Annotated in this window: 15 protein-coding genes; 4 read left to right on the top strand and 11 right to left on the bottom strand. The window is 52.5% G+C overall.

The genetic code is table 11. The features are described from left to right. Positions 1-2: 2 nt before the first annotated feature. The 10 genes from GS398_RS08010 to GS398_RS07965 form a co-directional block, all read right to left on the bottom strand. Positions 3-3323, bottom strand: coding sequence for a glycosyl hydrolase (locus GS398_RS08010; protein WP_237488135.1), 3321 nt, complete (start codon positions 3321-3323; stop codon positions 3-5). Between the two features lie 86 nt (positions 3324-3409). Next, positions 3410-4435, bottom strand: a complete 1026-nt coding sequence (locus GS398_RS08005) for a substrate-binding domain-containing protein (protein WP_160906247.1) — start codon at positions 4433-4435, stop codon at positions 3410-3412. 25 nt (positions 4436-4460) lie between these two features. Next, complete coding sequence (locus tag GS398_RS08000; protein WP_160906246.1) at positions 4461-6866, bottom strand: glycoside hydrolase family 2 TIM barrel-domain containing protein; 2406 nt, start codon at positions 6864-6866, stop codon at positions 4461-4463. A 162-nt stretch (positions 6867-7028) separates the two neighbouring features. Continuing rightward, positions 7029-7523, bottom strand: a complete 495-nt coding sequence (locus tag GS398_RS07995) for a hypothetical protein (protein ID WP_160906245.1) — start codon at positions 7521-7523, stop codon at positions 7029-7031. A 12-nt stretch (positions 7524-7535) separates the two neighbouring features. Further along, on the bottom strand, positions 7536-8339 hold the full coding sequence (locus GS398_RS07990; RefSeq protein ID WP_160906244.1) for a TlpA family protein disulfide reductase: 804 nt from the start codon (positions 8337-8339) through the stop codon (positions 7536-7538). Positions 8340-8649: 310 nt separating this feature from the next. Continuing rightward, on the bottom strand, positions 8650-10803 hold the full coding sequence (locus GS398_RS07985; protein WP_237488134.1) for an alpha-L-rhamnosidase-related protein: 2154 nt from the start codon (positions 10801-10803) through the stop codon (positions 8650-8652). A gap of 42 nt (positions 10804-10845) precedes the next feature. Then, positions 10846-12435, bottom strand: coding sequence for a sodium:solute symporter family transporter (locus GS398_RS07980; RefSeq protein WP_160906242.1), 1590 nt, complete (start codon positions 12433-12435; stop codon positions 10846-10848). After that, complete coding sequence (locus GS398_RS07975; protein WP_160906241.1) at positions 12432-13472, bottom strand: Gfo/Idh/MocA family protein; 1041 nt, start codon at positions 13470-13472, stop codon at positions 12432-12434. The genes GS398_RS07980 and GS398_RS07975 overlap by 4 nt, the downstream gene beginning before the upstream one ends. 2 nt (positions 13473-13474) lie before the next feature. Further along, on the bottom strand, positions 13475-14167 hold the full coding sequence (locus tag GS398_RS07970) for an L-rhamnose mutarotase (RefSeq protein ID WP_160906240.1): 693 nt from the start codon (positions 14165-14167) through the stop codon (positions 13475-13477). Continuing rightward, entirely contained in the window at positions 14160-16073 is a 1914-nt protein-coding gene (locus GS398_RS07965; RefSeq protein ID WP_160906239.1) for a right-handed parallel beta-helix repeat-containing protein, read from the bottom strand. Before GS398_RS07965 ends, GS398_RS07970 begins: the two co-directional genes overlap by 8 nt. A gap of 161 nt (positions 16074-16234) precedes the next feature. Here GS398_RS07965 and GS398_RS07960 point away from each other — a divergent pair, with 161 nt between their 5' ends. The 4 genes from GS398_RS07960 to GS398_RS07945 are packed head-to-tail and all read left to right on the top strand — an operon-like array spanning position 16235 to position 20820. After that, positions 16235-17479: a ribulose-bisphosphate carboxylase large subunit family protein gene (locus GS398_RS07960; protein ID WP_160906238.1), complete on the top strand. Its 1245-nt coding sequence runs from the start codon at positions 16235-16237 to the stop codon at positions 17477-17479. Beyond that, complete coding sequence (locus GS398_RS07955) at positions 17479-18858, top strand: four-carbon acid sugar kinase family protein (RefSeq protein ID WP_160906237.1); 1380 nt, start codon at positions 17479-17481, stop codon at positions 18856-18858. The genes GS398_RS07960 and GS398_RS07955 overlap by 1 nt, the downstream gene beginning before the upstream one ends. 19 nt (positions 18859-18877) lie before the next feature. Then, positions 18878-19531: an aspartate/glutamate racemase family protein gene (locus tag GS398_RS07950; protein ID WP_160906236.1), complete on the top strand. Its 654-nt coding sequence runs from the start codon at positions 18878-18880 to the stop codon at positions 19529-19531. 5 nt (positions 19532-19536) lie between these two features. Beyond that, positions 19537-20820 carry a bile acid:sodium symporter family protein gene (locus tag GS398_RS07945; protein WP_160906235.1) on the top strand — a complete coding sequence of 428 codons (1284 nt, stop codon included), beginning with the start codon at positions 19537-19539 and terminating at the stop codon, positions 20818-20820. Here GS398_RS07945 and GS398_RS07940 read toward each other — a convergent pair. Beyond that, positions 20807-21955, bottom strand: a complete 1149-nt coding sequence (locus GS398_RS07940) for an ABC transporter permease (protein WP_369410243.1) — start codon at positions 21953-21955, stop codon at positions 20807-20809. The genes GS398_RS07945 and GS398_RS07940 overlap by 14 nt on opposite strands. Between the last annotated feature and the right edge of the window lie 66 nt (positions 21956-22021).

Genomic DNA, 22021 nt, shown 5'->3' with positions numbered 1-22021 from the left:
GTTTATTGATTGGTTTGCAGCATTACCGGGCCGAGCAGCCCCGCTTCCTGTAAGGGTTTGCCTTCCAGCCTGAACGGTGCGGTGGTTTGGGTGATCCGTCGATTTTCCGGGAGCCGGTGATCGCCGATGAGCCGGTTGGCCCACGTATTGGTAATTTCAATGGTCAATTGGTTGTCGCCCTTTCGTACGGCTTTGCTGATGTCGACACGGTATGGGGGGGTCCACAAGGTGCCGCAGTAGATACCGTTTAACCTGACGACCGCAAGATTGGCTATCCTCCCTAAATCTACGAACATGGTGCTCTCCGGGACATTTACGGTGAAGTTTTTCGAATAAGTAGCCGTGCCGGAATAATACCTGATCAGCGTATCGGCACTGTTGGTCCAATCGCTAAGTGTATTAAACGTTACCGGTTCTTTCGGTCCGCCGGATGCAGGATCGAATTTAACCTGCCATGTTCCGGTTAAAGATTGTACCGGCTTAAACTCTGGCCAGTTTTTGCCGCCAGTCGCACTGCCCGCCCCGTTTGACGGGCCAAAAATAACGAACAACGAGGCGTTCGCGGCCAGCTTAAGCGTTATAGCGGTCCGGTTGTTTTCGACCCGCCAGTCGGGCAAAGCCGTGATGATATCGGTTACGGGGTCGTAAACGACGGGCGTTTTGGCCGTTACCCGGAACGTAAACCTGAGGATGCGCTCCTCTGCTTGCTGGTTGGCAATAAAGTAGATCTCTTTCGAAGCGCTTATCCGGTGATTCCAGGCAATACCGGAGACATATTCGCCGGAAGCGTCCAGTACTTCCACATCACGCGCGACGCCCGCATCCGAAAATGTTTTAGACTTGTAAGGCGCTTTGATCACGTTTTTCGGCCCCGCATCGCTCCATAAGTTAGCGGTTACCTGGTCCAACTGTTTATCCGTTCCATTAAGACCTGTGACGCCGGCTGGCTTTTCACCTATCACGATAATTGCGCCCAGGCGGGCAAGCTCCGCGAGTTTACCGGCGATCCGTAGGCTCATGCGATTAGACGGATCCATTTTCTGCCTGCCGGGAATAACCAATATCTTGTAAGCTGCGCCTGATGGAAGCACAACTTCGCGGTTTACTACGGTAGCGGTCATCAGCGCATCCGGGTTCACCGAATCGTAGGCATAACCGTTTAGCGGGTTTACCCAGTTTTCGGCGTCAGCCATGTTCGCGGTATTGGTAACGCCTGCGGGAACCTGCCGCATGGGCTCGCCCTTGTTCGCCAGTCGCCTGGCTTCGCTTTCCACGCGGGCCTCGCCCACGATCCCGGGCAATAACGGCACCAGCCGGTCGGGAAGCACGGCGCGTCCAGGGAGCTCTTCGCCTGTAAATACCGCGATATCCGCTACCGGCTTTCCCTGCTGCAGCCATGCCTGGCATCGCTCTGCGTAATCTACCCAGGCTTTACCCGGTTTCCACCAGGTTTGATCGCGCTGGAAATAGAGCCCTACCCCATCCAGGGTCATGCCTGGTTTACGGTCGGTCCAGGGATTATGTGAAAATACATGGTAAACTAACTTATTCACGCCCAAGGCATAATTCCGGTCCTGCAGGGTTTTCAGCATCCCGGGATGTTCGTTCCACGCCATCCTCACGGTGGTAAAACCTTCGGCCTGGATAATATTCTTACCATAAATATGTGCGCCCGATATGGCATCGAGCATGTCGTTGGGCTTGTCGTGCGTGGGACTGTTATGCCAGAATTCGCCCATTGGCAAGTCTACCCGTTTATAGTGCAGTAAACCGTCGCTTGTCATGGTCGGCGCTACGCATTCGGCGGAGAAGGCCACGCCTTTTGCTTTCGCCAGCTGTGCCAGTGTTTTATAGAAACTATCGGATACCAGTTCGGCGATGGTGAGTCTCACATCATAGAGTACTTTCTCGGACACATCGGCGCTAGCTACCGGGATTCCCGTCATTACCGGTAGATATGGCAGGAGATCATAACCCCGTCTTTTTTTAAATTCCGCGGGGAAGGTATCCGACCAATTCTGACTTCCGCATTCCCAGCTATCTACATGGAATGCCGACAATACCTTCGACAGCGCCGGTCCTGCCTGCCTGAGCGCTTCGCCATACCACTTGTTAAACTGGAGGGTAACGGCTGCGGGGTTAAACTTATCGCATTCGAGGCCTTTTCCCGCCCCGCCGGTGTCATTGCGGTGACCCGTTGACGTATGCCCGATGCGGAGAATTGTCCAGCTCCCGGCGGGAACTGTCCAGTTCAGGCGACCATCGGCCGTTAATTTAGCGGTGAGGTTTACCAGTTTATCTTTCGGGATGCAAAGTACGTCGGGCACTTGTGCGGCACTGGTGCGTCCGCTTACCCGCCAGATCTCTCCGGTTTTGCCTTCATATTGGTGAATAGTTGCCGCCGCAGACAATTCTAGGGCTACGAGTTTGAGTGTCGGTTTCCATTTAGCGGCGTCGAGGTCCTCGGATCCGGGCTCAGTTCCTGTTTTATCGTATACGAAACGAAAATACCGGGCAGTAACCGGGACCATGGAATACGTAAAATCGGCGTCGGTGTCCTGCCATCCCGCCCGGGGAGGAACGAGTCTGCCGGCTGAACGGAATGCCTGCCCGTCGTCGCTTACCTGCACTACCAGCCGTTGTGCCTGGAAATTATTGCCGTTGGTACGGACCGTAAGTGTGCGGCAGGTAAATGGTTTGTCGAAAGCATACTGGATCCAGCAGGTGCTGTCGCTCCGGAAACTTTGTTTCGTTTGGTCAAGTGTGAGGAATCCAGCTTCTGCGCCGTTACTCGTGCTCACTACCGGCGGGACGGTGCGGGTGTTAATGCCCGTTCCTTCAGGCGACGGGTAGGCATAAACGGCGATATCACGGTAATAATGTTCAGTGGTGGTTGGTTGTGCCAGTTGACCGTTAAATTGCTGCCCGCCGGCGATGGTCAGGGACGATGACACGATCTTTTGCATGGATAATTCCGGGGTGATCCATGGTCCGCCGGCAAGCGCAAAACCGTCGCTCAGATGCATACCGATCTTAAGATCGAGTCGTTTGGCCTCCTTAAGGGAGAATTTCACCATTTCCCACCATTCCGGTGTAAGCTGATCGCTGGATGGCGTGTATAGAGGCGGGGTGGCTGCGCCTTTAATGGGCATCAGGTAGGCCCCGGCAATGCCTGCGGCTTTCATGGCTTCGAGATCGGCGGTAATGCCGGGTTTGGAGATGCCGGATTGGATCCAGTACCAGAAGGTCCATGGTTTGGACGATTGGGAGTATGAGGGTATGGTAAGGAAGACGGGAAGTATGAGGGCGGTTATTTCACGCAAAGGGCGCAAATATTTTCGCAAAGAACGCGAAAAATGTCCCGGGCCCTTTTTCGAAAAAGCTTTATGTGTCCCCCAGGATTTCCTTTTCATAGCGAACCCCTTAGTTGCAGTTCATAGCTTAATTCCATTTTTGCGTTCTGCTCCTCCCTTATCATTTTTGCCGCTAAACTTCCCATTTTATGGTAGTCGACAGAAAAAGTGCTGACTCCATTTAAGATATATTTCTTCAGAGGCGTATCATTATAAGAAAGTATTCCGATATCAACCCCGGGCGTTAACTTGCTGTTGTTCACCTGTTCAATTAACGTCACCATATCCTCTTCACGCAGGCAGATATAAGCTTGCCCGGCTTCCGGGTTGCCTTTTTTTGCCTGGTTGATCACTTTGCGTTCGAAAGCGTATTCCATGCAGAACGCTTCAAAGCCGGCAACGAGCTCTTCGTTAAAGGAGTTATCGGCCGGGAACACGAGGTTCAGGGTATCATATTTGCTCAACGCGGGAAGCGCTTTTTCCAGGAGCTCGAAGCAGCATTGTTTAAAGTTGAGGTATACGGCGCCAAAACTGCCGTTAACTTCCGACGGCAGTGCGTCGAGGAGGATCAGTTTTTCTTTGGGAATGCTGTCTATCAATTCAGCGGCCAGGTCGGCATCTTCGTTAAAGTTGGGGATGATCAGGTAGTGTGAGTAGCCCGATTTAGCCATCAGCAATCTTTTAAAGAACTGGTATTCATTGTTATATACGTAAAAATCGAATGCGGCGGGTTCCCCGAGCGAGTTTACGAAAGCATCGTAAAAGGCTTTTCGTTCGTCGTTCAGCTCATTTACCAGGATCAGGATATTTAGCTTTTGCTTGATCGATGCAGTGGTGGTAAAATGCCCTTTACCTGGGATCACCTTTAACACCCCCAGCTCATTCAGGTACTTATACCCCCGGTCGGCGGTGTCGCGCGAGATCTCGAGGTTAAACCGAAGGTCGTTGAGCGATGGCAGGAGCCTGTTTTTACCGATCACGCCTGCTTCGATGGCGTTTAAGATCGAGTTTGCCAGCTGCAGGTACTTGGGCGTGGCAGAATAAACATCCACGTTAATATATTCATAAAAGTCGCTGCTCATAATAATTGGGAAAATAAGGGGTAAATTATTTAGAGATTAACGTAATGGTTTTAGGTAGCAGGTTTGGTGACGACGCCGTTAGCGTAATTGTCCCTGCCTTTACCGGCGACCGTACGATCGCCAGGCATTTGCCATTGTATGCTTTACGCAGTGGCGAATAAAAAGGTTCGGGGCTTGCCTGGTAGCCGTTGTCTGTTCCTGCAAGTGTGCCTCCCGTTACATTAAAGGTGATCTCGTTCATGGCGTTGGGTACCGGGATGCCGTCTTTGTCGAAAATCTGCGCCGTTACAAACGAAAGGTCGGTCCCGCCGGCTTTAAGGAGATCCCGGTCGGGCGTCAGGCGGATCTCCGCGGGCGGTCCCGCCGTCTGGATCTCGCGCGTAAGTACCATTTTGCCGTTCTTCCTGGAAACAGCCTTAACGGTTCCGGGCTCGTAAGCCACCCGCCACAGTACATGGAGAGCTTCACCCTGTTTGCGTTTTGTGCCGAGCGACCTCCCGTTCAGGAACAGCTCTACTTCATCGGCCTGGTTAAAGTATGCCCAAAGGTCTACGATCTTTCCTGGCGGCCAGTTCCAGTGCGGGAAAAGGTGCAGTACCGGCGTGTTTGTCCACTCGCTTTGATAGAGGTAATAAATGTCTTTTGGAAATCCCGCCAAATCAACGATCCCGAAGTAGGAGCTGCGTGCCGGCCAGGGGTATGGGTGAGGTTCGCCGAGGTAATCAAAGCCCGTCCAGATAAACAGCCCGGAAACAAAATCGTATTTTTTTACTTCTTTCCAGGTTTCTTCGTGGGTAGAACCCCAGTACGCCGCGGCATTGTCATACGAAGAAGCGGTCCAGTCGGGGTTGGCACCTGTAAGCTTGGTTTTTCCATCTTTCGGCCAGCGCCGGATGCTGTCGGAATTCATATCGTATTGCCCGCGTGTTTCTAGTGCGGAAGTAGTTTCTGTGGCGATGAGCTTTTGCCCGGGATAATTCACCGGGAAATCCTTGTATAATTTATGGTTATAATTCAGCCCATACAGGTCGAGCGCGCCGGCCCGGTAGATGAAATTCTTTTCAGCGACCGTTTCCGTGAGCGCCGAAGTAACCGGTCTTGTAGGGTCAAGCGATTTTACGATCGCGGTCAACTCCCTGGTAATGGCGACTCCTGTACTGTCAAACTGCTCCCGGATCTCGTTGCCAATGCTCCAGATCATCACGGAGGGATGGTTACGGTCGCGTTTAACCTGGTCTTCAAGGTCGGTTTTATGCCATTCGTCCCAGTCCAGGTGATATCCTTTAGACGTCTTCTTCTTCTTCCAGACATCAAATGCCTCGTCCATCACGATAAAACCCATTTTATCACATAGGTCGAGCAGTTCGGTAGCAGGCGGGTTATGCGCGGTGCGGATGGCGTTACACCCCATTTTTTTGAGTATTTCCAGCTGGCGTTCCATGGCGCGTACATTAACGGCGGCACCGATGGCGCCAAGGTCGTGGTGGTTGCATACACCCAGTATTTTAAGCGGTTTGCCATTGAGGAAAAATCCCTTCGCGGCATCGAAATAGAAATCACGTATGCCGAACGTGGTTTCCTCCTGGTCGGTAAGCTGGTTGTTGGCAAATACGCGGGTACGAAGCGTATAGAGCGATGGCGATGAAACTGACCAGCGCTTAGGGGATGGGATCGTTAGATCGACCGTGTTAAGTGCTGTTGTGTCAACGCTGTATAGCGGATCCCGGCGGGTGGCGATCACCTTGTCCCTGTCCATGATCGTGTATTCTATTGATATCCTGAGGCCCGGCCGTGATGTTTTAACCGTGGTTTTTACCCTTACGGTGGCGTTAGCGGCAGTAACTTGCGGCGTAGTGATAAAAGTTCCCCAATGGGCTATCGCGACGCGGTTTTTGCTGACCAGCCTCACATTGCGGTAGATGCCGGAGCCTGTATACCAGCGGGAATTTGGCTGTTCGGCATTATTCACGCGTACGCTGATCACATTTTTCTCCGCGCCGTAGTGCAGCCATCGGTCGAGGTCGTATTTGAAGGAGATGTAACCGTTGGGCCTTTTGCCAAGGTAGTGCCCGTTAATCCACACTTCGCTGTTGCGGTAAATGCCGTCAAATTCTACCGAGACAGATTTGTTACTGGCCGATGCAGGCAGCCGGAAGGTTTTCCGGTACCAGCCGATACCGCCGGGCAAAGCGCCGCCTTGCGTGGTAGCGGCTGCATTCTCGTCAAACTGTGCTTCGACGCTCCAATCATGTGGCAGGTTTAATATGCGCCAACCGGTATCGTCAAAATTGGCAGCAGAGGCCTCCTGGATATCTCCCGGGTAAAACTTCCAGTCCTGGTTAAAATTAATCGTTGCACGTGGCGATGTTTGTCCATACCCTTCCAGGCACAGTACAAGTAACAGAAAAAATAAAGATCCCGGGAATCGCACGAAGAGGTCTATGTTAATTTACAGGAATTAGTTAGCCGTTTCCACAAATATATAGGGGGTTGGACCGGGTTTTTTGTATTATTTTCTCAAGGTGATGTAGGATATTGCCATTGCGGAAATCACCGGGAACCGGCGAAGGGTATCACCTGCTGCGCATCGCTCTCAATAGCGGAGCTCCGTCCAGTGCACGATCCTTCCTTTAAAACCTTTCGGTGAGTTTTGTGCCATCCGGGCGATAGAATCGAAGCCGTTGTTGAGGGCGAACGCTTTCTTTTCTTCGTAAGAAAGCTCGCGGCCGTCGATGAGGAGAATTTTGTTTTCGTTAACGATAAATTCAATTTCCTGTACGGAGGTGCAGGGAAGCGCGGGCGCGAACTGGAAGCGGCTGGCCGTGCGATTATTCACTACGAAATGGATGAGGTTACCGGGTTTCCAGCGATGATGCCTGTCGCGGCGTACGGAATGGTACTTAGGTTGGAGGTCTTCCAACTGGGTGCCGTCCCATTCCCGCCCGAAGGTGGCGGTATATTTAAGAAGGTAATCGGAATAAGCGTCGCTCATTTCCCTCCCCGGCCAGGTTTCGAACAGGCTCTGCCACACTTTTTCGACGAAGTAGTTGGGCTGATCGTTCATGATCGTGGTAAAGCCGAGAGTCATGGCGGGAGCGTATTAGTTTACCAGTGAAGAACTGTGCCACTTCCCCGCCGCTTCCTTATTTAGCGCCGCCACCAGTTCATCGGCGGTGCCGAGCACTTTAGAGATCGTACCCTGTTTGTCAACAATCATATGGGTGGGATATGCGTCTATTTTAAGCACCTCGCGCAAGTACTTGTCTTTATCAGGCACTACCGCATAACTGAACGTGGTGGTTTTCAGGAAAGCCTGGAGGTCTTTTTTCGGATCAAGCGCAAGGCTTACGAACAGGATATCTTTGCGGTCCTTATACCCGGCAACCATCCTGTTAAGCCCCGGCATTTCTTCCGCGCAAGGCTTGCAGCTTATAAACCAGAACTTTAAAACTACCAGCTTGTTCTTGGTCGACTGTGCGTTATAAAGTTTGCCATTTATATCTGTAAAGTTGAAATCCGGTAGTTTCTTTCCTTCCATCAGGTAAAATTTATATCGTTCGCCGCCTTTCCATTCCAGTAATGCACGCATTATGCTTTCGGCGGGAAGTTTCGCCGGGTAGAGCTTGTATATGAGACTGCCATCTTTGGCGACAAGGCGTAGCGGGAGGTATTTTCCTGTCGCATTCTGCTTCAGGAAATCAGCTTCTTTTAACGGGTGCATCGACGCATCGTATCCTTTAAAATCGTCCCAAAGGCGCACTTCGCTTACGTAATAACGGCTGAGCGTCTCGTAGTCTTTCAGGATATTAACCACGGGCATAACCGGCTCGCCCACCTGGAGGGTTGCCTGGGCAAACCCCGTAAGCAATGCCATGAACAGGAAGAAAATAGTCGCTTTTTTCATGTCTTAATTATTGCCGGGGATGATCTCAAAACCCAACGTGAAATAAACGAAGATAACGATTTACAAGTTGGACGGAGGGCCGAATTTTATTTTGTGGTTGCGTGTTGGGTGATATTTTTGCATCGTCCGTGAAGAACGCCGTACCAGGCTTGTTAACCGGTGAAAAGGTCCGCCTGCTGTTTGCCGCCCGGATGGGCGCGATGCGTTTAGCTGTGATAAATATAGCGTAAAGCATCGCCGTGAATTCGTTAAATGTGGCAAAATAAAATATCGGCGTGACCAGGCATAAGTTTGACTAAGCTTCCAGTGGCTAGAGGTTTACGGTGTACTCCTTCCCTTTCCCGATGGTCATTTCATAAATGCCGGCTCCTTTATCGGTAATCGCTGCATTTTTGCTGACCGGCTTTTTTGCGCTCTTAAAGCGAAGCGTGCCGTTGCCTTCATCCGACTTTACCTTGATCTGTTTCGTGCTGCAATACAATTCGATCTTACCGTTCGGTGTGGGTACGGTTCCTTGCATCCATGCGAGTCCGCCAAGGTCCGGCTCTACCACGTAAGTTGCGTACGCCGGGGAGGTAGGTTTTATACCCAGGTAATATTTGCCCAGCAGGTACACCGGGCTGGCGCCCCAGGCATGACAAAGACTTTTGCCGAACGGCCGGCCGTACATCTCCAGGTGTTCCGCTCCTTTTTTATTGGGATTATATTCTTCCCAAAAAGAAGTAGCGCCTAATTTTAGCATACCGCCCCAGTAATCTTTTATTTCTTTGAGCACCAGCGGCTGTTCGCCCATGGCGCATAAAGCTTCCAGTTCGTAAAAACGCATATAGGGCGTAGTGATCTTCTGGATCTTATCGTTTAACAGGACATTCTTTTTCACTCCCTGTTTTTGCGCCTCCGTGAAATAGTTGAAGAAAATGCCGAACATGTTTGAATAACGGGTAACATTATCGGTTTGCCGGCCATTTACGCGGCTATGTACGAGTGCCTGTTTCGAATCGTTCCAGTAATAGCTGAACAGTTTGGTGCGCAGGTCGGCCGACAGTTCCTTATACTTCGCCGCATTGGTTTTGTCGTTCACCAGGTCCGCGCAAATACCCATGGTTTCGAGGCTCCGGGCAAACAGCAGCTGCTCGAAACTAACTTCTCCCTGTTTGCTCAGGCCGTCGGCCCAATCGATAAAGATCCAGTCGCCGGGCAGCCCCTCCATTAACCCGTTCGCATTTCTTCTCGAAAGGCAATAATCCATCAGGCTTTGCATCCGCGGGTAAAACTGGCGGATAAATGTTTTGTCGCCGGTATACTGATAATAATCGTAAATGCCTAAGAACCAGTAAAAAGTATAATCCATAATAGTGTTTATGTGACTGGTTACCGGGTCTTTTCCGCGCAAGGCGAGTAAGGTACGCGTTACCGTCGGAGAATCGAACGTGAGGTAGTAATTCATCAGGTAGCTTTGGTAAGCATCGCCGGACCATATCCAACGATCGCGTTTAATGCCATCTATAAAGAATTCGCGTGTATTGAGATGCAGCGTGTATTTGGCGACGTCGTAAATTTTATTGATCTGGTTATCCGAACACGTAAAACTGCCGCGGTCTTTTACGTCGGCATATTCATACAACATGCTCACCGGCGCAAGTTTTACGCCCGTGGAGGGCACCACCTGTACGTACCTGAACGCTTTCGATAACTGGATGGTGGTGTCACGTTTTTCTTTAAAGTTTACATCGATTCGATCGATGGTTTCTCCGTGGTCCTTTGACAGTGCTTCCTCGCGCGATTCTCCGTAATAAATAGCCACCGTTCCGCTTCCTTCTACCCCGTTCAGTTTGATAAACCCAAACGTTTCTTTACCAAAATCGTAAAGGGTGCCGTCGCTGGTTTTTTCGCTGGCTGCCGGCTGCATGGGCTGTACCGGCAGCCGGAATTTTGAAGGGGCGGCTGCAGGATCGTTAAAATTCCAGTTGCCGGCATTGAGCCAAACCGTTGCCGACTGGTCGGAGACCTTGCCGGTTTGGTCGATCCATTCCTTGTCTTCGAAGGTTACCAGCCAGGTAGAATCTGAAACGACCTGTTTTCCCCTCACGAAGATCGCCGGCACCCGGTCCTGTGAAAACACCTTAAGACTGATGCGGTGTTTTCCTGCCGGAATGCTTATCCGCTTAGGATAGCCGAACAGCGCTTTTCCGTCTATTTTTACATTGTATTCGCCTTCCACGAACAGGTCCGCTTCTTCGGCCTCTTTGAGGTCGAACACTTTATGGAAATCTATCAGGTTATAATGGCTGTCAAGTTTCCAGAAAGGAGGAAGAAAGGAACCTCTTTCTGTACGGCGATTTTGCATTTTGTTACCGAGCCATACCTCGAAATCCCCAGGGTACCAAATCCAGGTGGCCTGCCGGGCGATGGCCTGGATGCAGCAGAGCAGTGTGATCGTGATCACCAAAAGAACTCTTTTCATATTATGCATGTTAAATTGAAGTACGAATGCTGGTTGTTATTATTAGTTACCGTTAAAATACAGGTATAGCCCGATCATCACCGCCGCCAGTGCACCCCAGAGGATCATTACCCGCCTGGTCGGTTTTGCGGGCTTTGCCATTTCGGCTGTCTGCCCGACGGTGGTGCCGCCGGTATTGAGCAGCGAGATAATGATCGCCGCAATGAACAGTATTACGAAAATGTAAAAGGACAACAGCATGTAATGCGGCCAGAAAGCGTACCGGTCAGGCGTAAATACCCATAAGTACAGTACGCCTGTGCCGAGGCTGAAGGCCGATCCTGCGGATAAGATCGCGTTCACGGCCAGTTTGGTTGTCCGCTTCCAGAATACCGTAAGCAGGAAAACTACCGCTAAGGGGGGCGCGATAAAACCGAGTACCGATTGAAAGACGTCAAACAGGTTCAGCCCTTTTATATTGTCGATGGCCAGCGCCACGGCGACAGCAAAGATGCAACCGGCGATAACCGACAACCTGCCCACCTTCACGATTTCTTTATTCGTGGCGTTTGGGTTGATCTTTTTCAGGTATACGTCCATGGTAAAGACGGTGCTCAGCGAATTCAGCGAAGACCCTATGGTTCCCACCAGCACCGCGATAAGCACCACGATCACGAGGCCGTTCATCCCGGGAGGGAAAAGATTGGTTACCATGGTCATATAGGCCTCATTGGGATCTTTAAGCCCGGGGAAAAGGATGAAGCAAAGGATTCCCGTAAGGATAAACAGCGGTAGCGAGAGGATCTTTAACCAGCCGATGAAGTTTATGCCCAACTGCCCTTGTTCCAGGCTTTTGGCGCCCAGCACAGATTGTACCATCGCCTGGTCCGTACAGAAAAAAGCGACCGCGGACACCGGGTAGCCAAGCAGGATGGCGTACCATGGATATTTGGGATCGCTCGCCGGGTGCAACAGGTTCCAGTACCCGGGCGGAACGCCGTGAAACACCTTGGCCAGGCCACCCGCTTTCATGATGCCAAGCACGCTTAAGGTCAGTGAAACCACGATCAGCAGGATCATCTGGAACACGTTCACTTTCGCGATGGCTTTCAAGCCGCCGGCAAACGTAAATATCCCGGCGAAGGCGACTAGTACGACGATAGATTGCGCCATCGGGATGCCCAGGATCTGCCGCACCAGGAAGCCGCCGGCAAACAACCCCAGCGACAGCCAGGAGATCAGGATCTTCACCAACGCATACCAGGCGAGGATGTCCTGTGTGGAATCCCCGTACCGGTTCCCCATAAATTCGGGCATAGTGCTCACCTTAGCCGCCAGATAGCGTGGCGCGAACACAATGGCAAGCAGGAAAAGAAAGATAAACGCATACCAGTCGAAATTAACCGCCACGATACCTGTCGTATAGCCAATGCTCGCGAAAGCCAGCAGCATAGAAGGCCCTACGTTCGTGCCCCACATGTTAAAACCGATGCTCGGCCAGCTTAAGGATTTATTGGCCAGGAACAGCGATCCGCCAGTTTCCCCCTTTTTCGAGAAACTTGCCCTGAAGCCAATGATAAAAAGGACCGCCAGGTAGGCCACAACGATCGCGTAATCCAGGGCGGTAAGGTTACCGGTGATGTTTCCTTTCATAGTTCGATCTTTACGGGTTTACCGGTTTCCAGCGAACGGTCCATGGCCTGCAGCAGCGTTACCGTGCCGATCCCTTCTTTAATGTCGGGGAATGCGGTTTTTCCTGAGGCGATGCAATCCGCAAAATATTCGAGGTAGTTCTGGTATTCGCCCGCGTGGTGACTCTTGCCTTCGAAACGGAAATAATGCTTGAGTTTATGTTCCCAGGTGATGATGCGCTCTTCCCCGGTACGGTCAGTAATGGCGTAACGGAGGTCCATATAATCCGCCTGGCTGCAGCCGTGCGTGCCGCGGAGGATACAGCTCATTTCACTGTCGCGCGTAACCGGCTGAACCGGGCCGGTGTAGGCGCCGCTCACCCGGGCGATACGTCCGTCTTTGGCCTTGAAGATGAAGTGCATGGTATCTGCATTTTTTAACCCGCCCTTAACGCCATTGGCGCTTAACATGCCGTAGCCCATCACCTCTTCGATCCCGGGAAGGTACCATCGAATGAAGTCGACCGGGTGACTCAAGCCTCCGTACAGCCACTTGAACGCATTATCCAGCGACCATCCCTTCTCCAGGAACCAGCGGTGATCGGCATGGTAATAGCCCTCGATGGTGACCAGGTCGCCGATCAGGCCCGCTTCAAAATCGGCGCGCTGGCGCTTCATGGGCTCGAAAAAGCGTGAACTTTGACCTACAAATACCTTCTTCCCGGTTTGTTCCGCGAGATCGAGCAACTCCTGCCCCCGCGAAACGTCGTCAATAAACGGCTTGGTACAAACCACGTGCTTGTTGTGCAGGAGCGCCTGTTTAACGTGATCGGCATGCAGGTGATCGGGCGTGTAGATGGCGATTACGTCGATCTCCTCATCGTCGAGCATCTCCTGGTATTGCGTGGTGTAATGGTGAAAGTTGAACTCTTCCGCCCGGTGGCGACACAGCGCTTCGTTGCGGTCGCAAATGGTTTTTAACTTCCACTTGGCACTGTTAAGGGCTGCGGACATGGTGCTGCGGCCTTCACCGAGGCCCAGGATTCCTAAGGTTAGCATATTCAGTTAATAGGTTTTAAGAAGACCCAGGTCTCGCCCGGGGCAGTGCCCGGGATGCCTTCCTGGTATTTTGTCATGAGTTTGTTCCAGTCGTCCATACGCGGATTGTTTTCGGTGGTCCGGGGATTCAGTTCGTCCAATGTCTTTCCTTTGGGGATGCTGATGATCAGCATCAGTTGGCGCTGGTTCCGGTAAACGAGCAAGTGCCGGAAATCGGCGTTGCAAAAGCCGGCGGATACTTCGGGCCATTCCTTAAACTGTATCTTATGGTAATTAAGGTACTCGTTTTGCAGGACGGTATCAGCTACGAGGCTGGCCGTGAGCAGGATATTTTCGCACTCCCCGGCACCTGTGGCGTCTTTACACAACCTTCGGTTGAAATGGTAGAAGGGCGTTTCGTATAACTTGACATCTGCTCCCGGAAATGCTGTTTTGACCGTTTCTTCGGGGAGCTCAGTTTGGTTACTCATCGTGTAAATAACCGCATGGTTCTTCCACCGATAGACCGATCCCGCGGGCAGGTCATGTGTTTTACTAAATGCCAGGAGCGTCGTCGTGGCGATCGAGTCGCCTGCCGGCGCGATCAATTCGATCACCGGGAATACGTCTTTGGTTGTGATTTCCTTCTTTACTTCCCCGCAACTCAAAAAGAGCGGCGGCAACAGGCAAAAAAGCAGGAACACTGGTTTACTCATGATTAATAGGCCAATTATTACGGAGCACTGTTTTCTCTTGGAGAAGGTGTTGATAATCTTTTTCCAGCCCGGCGTTGCGTTTAATGTCGGCGGAAACCATCGGCCCGTTATTTTCCCAAACATTACCGGGCCCATTGGCATTTTGCAAAAACTTTTGGCTTGGACACCAATTGTCCTTAACCGTGATATACGAAGAGCCTTCATCGCAATAGAGATAGAACCAGTGGTGCGGATCGTGTGCGTAGGGCGCCAGGTAAATGCTGTCGGCATAATTTTCGGTGATCATCGACGCTGGTTGCGCGGAAAGCGTATAGATCGCGGCAACGTCATACAGATGCCGCGCATAATGATGGATCTTGTTTGCGGTTATTATGTTGTTTTTCATCGCATTAAGGGTTTTGGTCCATCCCCAGCCTATACTGATGCCAGTATAAGCCACTTCCGACACCTCGTTGTGCGCTATCCGGATATCACGCACATAGCCCGCCCCGATCCCCACACATCCCCAGTCTTCGTTGGCGGCGTCCTGTATCAAATTATTGCTGATCAATAGCTTAGTTGTAATCTCGCGCTCGTTGGAGGGGTTGTAAGGTAGGTGTACCTCTGTCGATTCGTCGGAAAAGACCCCGGCATGGATCGCGGTCCCGCCGATGTCCTGGAAGATGTTCCCCTTGATCTCATCGGACATATTCCCCCGGTGATAGTCCAGGCCGGTAGCCGCCATATGCCTGAAACGGCATCCGTAAAACCCGGTATGGTCTGTATAATTTAACTCGATGCCTGCGGCGGGCCGGCCCACCCAAGCCTGGTTTTCCAGTGTCTTTTTGTCGAGTGTACCTGGAATTTCCAATTTATAGGCGTCGAGCATGTACATTCCTGCCTGGTGGGGAACACTGCCCGTTAGTGACGGGCGAAGCCATGCCGTATGTTCGAACGAAATTTCCCGGAAGTAAAGATGCGAAACCGGGTGGTCGGTCGTTCCCGTTACCTTAACGAGTGTTTCCAGCTTCGGCACGATGATACTCGAAGTCGCGGGGTTCTCTTCTGGCCTTGGCCAGTAATAAATCTTTTGTGAAGCTTCATCGAGGAACCATTCGCCCGGCTGATCCAGGAACCGGATCGCGTTAGTTAAGTAAAATGGGGAGTTGCCTGTTTTTTTAGAGATCCAGGGCGCCGGCCAGGGATGTTCAGACTGTACCCTGCCTTCCGGTTCAACAAAGCTGAGTTGGATGCTGTCGCCTTGTATCCGGGTCGTTTTAATGCGGAGCACCGCGGTAGCCCACCATTGCTGGATCAGCATTTCCATGCCGTTAGCCCCGGCGGACGTAAACCCTTTCGGTTTGGGTATCCAGCAGGTTTGGGAGCGATGGTCCCATGATAAGATACGCGACATACTATCGGTATTGCGATCGCGGGCGCGGGTTGCTTTCAGGTTGTTTATCCAAAGCTGCCGGGTGAGCAAAAGGTGTCCGCCAGCGCGCGGTGCAGGTGCTTCCCACACCTTGTTTTTCGCCGATATGGGCAAACCAGGCACGATGCCCGTGGTTCTTTTCCAACCGGTTACCTTTACGCCGCCCGAAAAAACCGGGTGTTCCCCGGGAGCCGCCATAATGGTGGTAGGTGATGACGGGGTGCCGGAATCTTCCGGCCGGATAAATACAGGTTCGCCGAGCAGGTAAATTCCGCCCCTTATAATCACCCGGATACCGTCTTTTAGGGCGGGGTCGTTCAACCTGCGCAGTTCTCTCGCTTTGCGGATCGCCATGTTTAAGGTGGCCAGCGGCGACTCCCTGGTCCCAATATTCCTGTCAGAACCGGCGGGAGAAACCCAGATCTCGGCGCCTGTAACTTTGAAAGGCGAAAACAAGACCAGGGTCAATGAAAATAGTAGGATAGCTCTCTGCATGCAGGTTGACTCGGGATTGGCTAGCATTCAAAACTACCACTACCTGATCCTGCTTCATTATACCATTTTTTCAAACTAATGTATGATGTTATCCTAACGTTAACGGCCAATTGCTAAAACAGTTAACTTTCCCGGCACAACCAATTTAGCCAGGAAATTTGATGGAAAGGATCATTGCCACCTATTTTATTGAGACACCGATAGCGATAGAAAAAGCCGCCGCTATTCTTGCGGGCGAACAGTCGTCGGGCACTTTTGTAGCCGTTCCCGGTGAAACCGAAGCATTAAAAGCGCGTTTTGCGGCCCGGGTAGAATCCGTCGAATTACTCGAAGCGGTTACTGAGCCTGCCATCCCAGGGAGCGCCGCCGGAACCGGGCTTTACCACCGGGCCATCATTAAAGTCTCCTGGTCGATTGAAAATTTTGGTTATAACCTCCCGGTGCTGGTTTCTACGCTTCAGGGGAACTTGTACGAGCTTACCCAGTTCACGGGTCTGAAATTGATGGAACTGGATGTTCCCCCCTCTTACGCGGATCATTTTCCGGGCCCGCGTTTTGGCATCGAGGGCTGCCGCAGGTTAACCGGGGTTACCGGCCGTCCGCTGATCGGTACCATCATTAAACCAAGTATCGGCTTAACGCCCTCGGAAACCGCCACGCTGGTATCGACCCTGGTAACGGCCGGCATCGATTTTATTAAGGACGATGAGCTGCTTTCTTCTTCCGCCAATTCGTTGTTCGAAGACCGGGTGAACGCCGTTATGCGCGTGCTTAACCACCACGCCGACCGGACCGGGAAAGAGGTGATGTACGCTTTCAATATCAGCGGCGAAATCGATGAGATGATGTATCGCTACGAACATATCCTGGCGGCCGGTGGCAACTGCGCCATGATCAGCCTGAATAGTGTGGGGCTTTCGGGTACTAAAAAGATCTGCGACCAGGGAGAACTAGCCATACACGGGCACCGGAACGGTTGGGGAATGCTCAACCGGCATCCATTGCTGGGGATCGGGTTCCCTGCCTATCAAAAGCTTTGGCGGCTGGCCGGTGTAGACCAGATCCACGTAAACGGCATTCAAAATAAGTTCTGGGAGTCCGACGATTCGGTGGTGCGCTCCATAATGGCTTGCCTCGAGCCTATGCTGGGCGGCTTTTCGATCATGCCCGTCGTATCCTCCGGGCAATGGGGAGGCCAGGCGCCGGAAACTTACCGCCGGACAAAAACCATCGACCTTCTTTATATGGCGGGCGGCGGTATTATGGCGCACCCGGACGGCCCTTCTTCCGGCGTGGAGGCGGTGAGGCAGGCATGGAAAGCGGCGGTCGATGGCTTGTCGGTGGAAGAAGCGGCAAAAACCTACCCTGCTTTCGGGCGCTCTGTCGAAAAGTTTGGCACTAAATAATGCAAAGTAGTACGCAACTTTTACTGGGGTATTACGGTGACGATTTTACCGGGTCGACCGATGCGATGGAGATGCTGAGCCGGTCGGGCGTACGCACCGTGCTGTTTATTACGCCGCCTTCGGCTGAAACGCTGCGTAACTATCCAGGTATCCGGGCATTCGGCGTTGCGGGACTCAGCCGTTCGCTGGAACCGGAAGATATGGCAAGCGAGCTCAGCTCCGCATTCTGGAAAATGCGGCAAACCGGCGCGCGGCATATCCATTATAAGGTGTGTTCTACGTTCGACTCGTCGCCTGCTATAGGGAATATAGGTACGGCGATCGAGACCGGAACCGCCTTGTTTCCCGGAAGGTATGTGCCACTGCTGGTGGCGGCGCCTACGCTGGGCAGGTATTGCGTGTTTGGAAACCTGTTCGCAAGCGTGGGAATTGGAAGTGCCGGCGAGATCTTCCGGCTCGACCGGCATCCTTCAATGAAAAACCACCCGGTAACGCCGGCAGACGAGGCCGATCTGCGTGTGCACCTGGGCAAACAAACCGGGAAGAAGATCGGCCTGGTAGATATACTGGATCTTGGGAAGCAAACCCATGAAGTGCGCGGGCTGATTGACGCCCGGCTTAAGGCAGGCCACAGGATTATTCTTTTTGACGGGTTGTACGATGATCAGCTCCGCGTGACCGGCGAAGTGATAGACCAGGAAGCTGAAGATAGCCGGCAGCCTTTTTTTTCAGTAGGTTCATCGGGCATTGAAATGGCACTGGGAAAATATTGGACGTCGAGAGGTATGCTTACTCCTCCCGTTTACTGGCCCAACCCTGCAGCACAGAAAGCGATCCTGGTAATTTCCGGCAGCTGTTCACCGGTTACCGCCCGCCAGATCGGCACGGCCGTTCAATCCGGGTTTGCCGAGATATCGCTGGAGCCTGCGGAAATGTTGACGGATGACCCACAGGCTGTAAATGTGCCCGGTTTAAAGATCGCCGGGTGGCTGAAGAACGGAACCAGCGTAATCGTACATACCAGTAAAGGAATTGACGACGACCGGATCGCGCGTTCCCGTGCACTTTTCGCCAGCCGGGGTATCCCGAAATCACATACTTCACGTATTTATGGTACCGTGCTGGGTAATATAGCCCGTGCGGTCGTACAACATGGTGATGTTAGCCGGATCGTGATCGCCGGCGGTGATACCTCCAGCTTCGCCGCCAGGGCGATGGGAATTGAGGCGGTGGAAATGATCGCGCCTTTGTCGCCCGGTGCACCTTTATGCAAGGCGTACGCGCCGGGATCGCCGCTTGACGGTAAAGAGGTGGTTTTTAAAGGCGGACAAGTAGGTGGAGATCATTACTTTATAGACATATTGAACGGAAAAATATAACCTGATTAACCTAAAACAAATGAAAACTCTTGGACTGATCCATACTTCCGCTACGCTTGTTCCGGTGTTTCAACAACTATGCAGCGAGCATCTGCCGGGCATCAACGTATTTAATATCGTAGATGACAGCCTGATCAAAGATGTGATTACGCGTAACGAGCTTACCAGCCTTACCTCACGCCGGGTGGTAGATCATGTCGGTTCGGCAGAGCTGGCCGGTGCGGATCTGATCCTGGTTACTTGTTCCTCCATCGGAGCTGCCGTAGAAGCATCTGCATCATTGACCCGGGTCCCTGTGCTGCGTGTTGACCAGCCAATGGCCGACCTCGCTGTTCAAACGGGAAAACGCATCGGCGTGATCGCTACGCTGCCTAGCACCCTGGGGCCTACCAGCGACCTGGTTAAACGCCGGGCATCGGCCGTCGCGAAGGAAATCGAACTCACATCCGTGTTATGCGAAGGCGCTTTCGAAGCCCTGATGGGCGGAAATCCTGCAAAGCACGATGAAATGGTTTCGGCAGCACTCAAACAACTGTCGGACCAGGTCGATGTCATTGTGCTCGCACAAGCATCAATGGCACGTGTGGTCGACCAGCTTGGGGAGGCGGCGAAACGTGTTCCCATCCTGGCAAGTCCCGCATTGGCGATCCAACACCTGAAAACAATTTTATAGCCACCATGAATGCATTCCGGAAGTTATGCCTCATTTTGGCGGCAGCGCTGCTGCTTATCTTTTTCGGCGGGATTTTTACCGGGCATACCCCCACTATACAGGCTTCGGGAGTGGCCATCGCGGTTTTTACGGCGATCGGGATCTGGGCGCTTCCGGCACTAAAAAGCTACCAGTATACCGCCTGGATCATCGTAGCGGTGGTCGTCGGGATGACATATCCCGGCGCCTTCCTGAAATGGGGCCCGTTTGATCTGAGGAATAAGTGGCTCATCCTGGTGATCGTGCAGCTGGTGATGTTCGGTATGGGGATTCAAATGAGCCTGCGCGATTTTTCCGGCCTGGCGCAAACCGGGCGTGGCGTACTGATCGGCCTTTTATGCCATTTTACCATCATGCCGCTGGTAGGTTTCGGTCTCACCCGCATTTTCCATTTCCAGCCCGAGATCGCCGCCGGCGTTATCCTGATAGGCTCCTGTTCAAGCGGGCTAGCCTCGAACGTGATGGTGTACATCGCCCGTGCGAACCTGGTGCTTTCTGTTACCGTTACCGCCATGGCCACTCTTGCTGCACCGTTCCTGACCCCGTTCTTAATGAAGATCCTGGCCGGTACGCTTCTCGAAGTGAAATTCCTGAATATGATGCTGGAGATCATTAAGATCGTATTGGTGCCCATCGGCGCTGCTTTATTGCACGATTACCTGAAAACAGCATCGCCAAAAAGTGTTAAGATCTTTGGCGCTATCTTATCCGGGTGCGTAATATGGCTGATTTTCTTGCCGTTAGGATTGTGGGAAACTTTATCCGCCAATCTTTCGGAGCCGGCAGTCCATTCCGCGGAAATCTTCGGCTTCCTTGCGGGAGCGGTAGCTGCCGGAGCGCTGTATCACTGGTGCTCGACACGTTTTCGTAAGCTGGACGACCTGATGCCGTATGTTTCCATGTTCGGTATCGTTTACTTTACCACGGTGACAACTGCGGCGGGTCACGACGACCTGTTAACCGTAGGGATGATCCTGTTCCTCGCATCGGTTTTTCACAATGCAGCCGGGTATTTTTTCGGTTACTGGCTGGGAAGGGCATTCGGCATGGACGTCAACTCATCCCGCACAATCGCCTTTGAGGTCGGCCTCCAGAATGGTGGTATGGCTTCGGGTCTTGCCGGAAGTATGGGGAAGCTTGGCACCGTAGGCCTCGCGGCCGCAGTATTCAGCCCATGGATGAATATCTCGGGATCTATCCTCGCCAACTACTGGCGAAAAAGACCGGCAAACGATGCTACTCGTACCTGAGCGCTTCGATCGGGTCGAGTCTAGAAGCCTTCTGTGCCGGGTAATAGCCAAAGAAGATACCAGTGATCGCGCATACGATGAAGGACAGCAAGATGGACGATCGCGAGATCACCGTCGGCCAGTTTAACGTAGAGGATACGATCATCGACGACGATACGCCGAGCAACACACCGATCACGCCGCCGGTAATACTGATCATGATCGCTTCAATCAGGAATTGAAGAAGGATATCGGTTCCGCGTGCACCGATAGACATCCTCAGGCCGATTTCACGGGTACGTTCGGTTACCGATACGTACATGATATTCATGATGCCGATACCCCCTATCACCAGGGAGATGCCGGCCACCGCCGTAAGTAGGGTGGTCATCATGCTGCTGGTAGATCCCAATGTCTGGATGAGTTCCGCCTGTGTACGTACGCGGAAATCGTCCTCATCCGAATCCCGCAGCCGGTGACTTTCACGCAGGATGCTGGTGACCTCCTGGGTAGCGGCTTCGGAGGCATCTTCATTGATTGCGGATGCATAGACGTTGGAGAAATAGATCCGCGAAAGGATCCGTTTCTGAACGGTGGTATAGGGCGCAAGGATAATATCGTCCTGGTCCTGGCCGAAGCTGCTTTGCCCCTTGGGCGACAACACCCCGATCACTTGGAACGGGATCCGGTTAAAGCGGATGGTCTGCCCTACCGGGTCTTCGCCGGCGGAGAACAGGTTATCTACAACGGTCTGACCCAGCAGGCATACTTTTGCTGACGACCGTACGGCATCGTCCGAGAACATGATCCCTTCTTTTACAGAGAGCTTGCGGATATCGAGGTACTCCGGGGCCACTCCCTGTATAGTTGTCGGCCAGTTTAATGCGCCTTTGATCGTTTGGCCGCTCGACGATACCGCGGGCGAAAGGGCACTGATCTTGGTAGCGTCGCGTTTCAGCGCTTTAACATCATCTATCGTAAGGGTCTGGATGCTGCTGCCCTGCGTGCGTGCGCCGCCTTGCTGGTTGCTTTGCGGCGAGATAGTGATCATGTTAGAGCCCATGTTCGATAACGAGCTTTGGATACTTTGCTTGGAGCCCTCCCCGATGGACATCATCGTGATCACTGCCGCCACACCAATGATGATTCCAAGCATTGTTAATAAGGCGCGCAGCTTGTTACGCTGTAAGGCCCTTAATGCGAGTCGGATGAGGTTGAAAAT

Origin of the sequence: Hufsiella ginkgonis (genome assembly GCF_009834915.1) — a bacterium.
GTDB lineage: Bacteria > Bacteroidota > Bacteroidia > Sphingobacteriales > Sphingobacteriaceae > Hufsiella > Hufsiella ginkgonis.
The sequence above is the reverse complement of the archived record's forward strand: the minus strand, read 5'-3'. Positions and strand labels throughout refer to the sequence as shown.

Excerpts from the sequence above, each read along its gene's own strand:
- GS398_RS08005 (WP_160906247.1), bottom strand. The coding sequence starts at position 4,435 with ATGAGCAGCGACTTTTATGAATATATTAACGTGGATGTTTATTCTGCC.
- GS398_RS07995 (WP_160906245.1), bottom strand. The coding sequence starts at position 7,523 with ATGACTCTCGGCTTTACCACGATCATGAACGATCAGCCCAACTACTTC.
- GS398_RS07990 (WP_160906244.1), bottom strand. The coding sequence starts at position 8,339 with ATGAAAAAAGCGACTATTTTCTTCCTGTTCATGGCATTGCTTACGGGG.
- GS398_RS07985 (WP_237488134.1), bottom strand. The coding sequence starts at position 10,803 with ATGAAAAGAGTTCTTTTGGTGATCACGATCACACTGCTCTGCTGCATC.
- GS398_RS07980 (WP_160906242.1), bottom strand. The coding sequence starts at position 12,435 with ATGAAAGGAAACATCACCGGTAACCTTACCGCCCTGGATTACGCGATC.
- GS398_RS07975 (WP_160906241.1), bottom strand. The coding sequence starts at position 13,472 with ATGCTAACCTTAGGAATCCTGGGCCTCGGTGAAGGCCGCAGCACCATG.
- GS398_RS07970 (WP_160906240.1), bottom strand. The coding sequence starts at position 14,167 with ATGAGTAAACCAGTGTTCCTGCTTTTTTGCCTGTTGCCGCCGCTCTTT.
- GS398_RS07965 (WP_160906239.1), bottom strand. The coding sequence starts at position 16,073 with ATGCAGAGAGCTATCCTACTATTTTCATTGACCCTGGTCTTGTTTTCG.
- GS398_RS07960 (WP_160906238.1), top strand. The coding sequence starts at position 16,235 with ATGGAAAGGATCATTGCCACCTATTTTATTGAGACACCGATAGCGATA.
- GS398_RS07955 (WP_160906237.1), top strand. The coding sequence starts at position 17,479 with ATGCAAAGTAGTACGCAACTTTTACTGGGGTATTACGGTGACGATTTT.
- GS398_RS07950 (WP_160906236.1), top strand. The coding sequence starts at position 18,878 with ATGAAAACTCTTGGACTGATCCATACTTCCGCTACGCTTGTTCCGGTG.
- GS398_RS07945 (WP_160906235.1), top strand. The coding sequence starts at position 19,537 with ATGAATGCATTCCGGAAGTTATGCCTCATTTTGGCGGCAGCGCTGCTG.
- GS398_RS07940 (WP_369410243.1), bottom strand. The coding sequence starts at position 21,955 with ATGCTTGGAATCATCATTGGTGTGGCGGCAGTGATCACGATGATGTCC.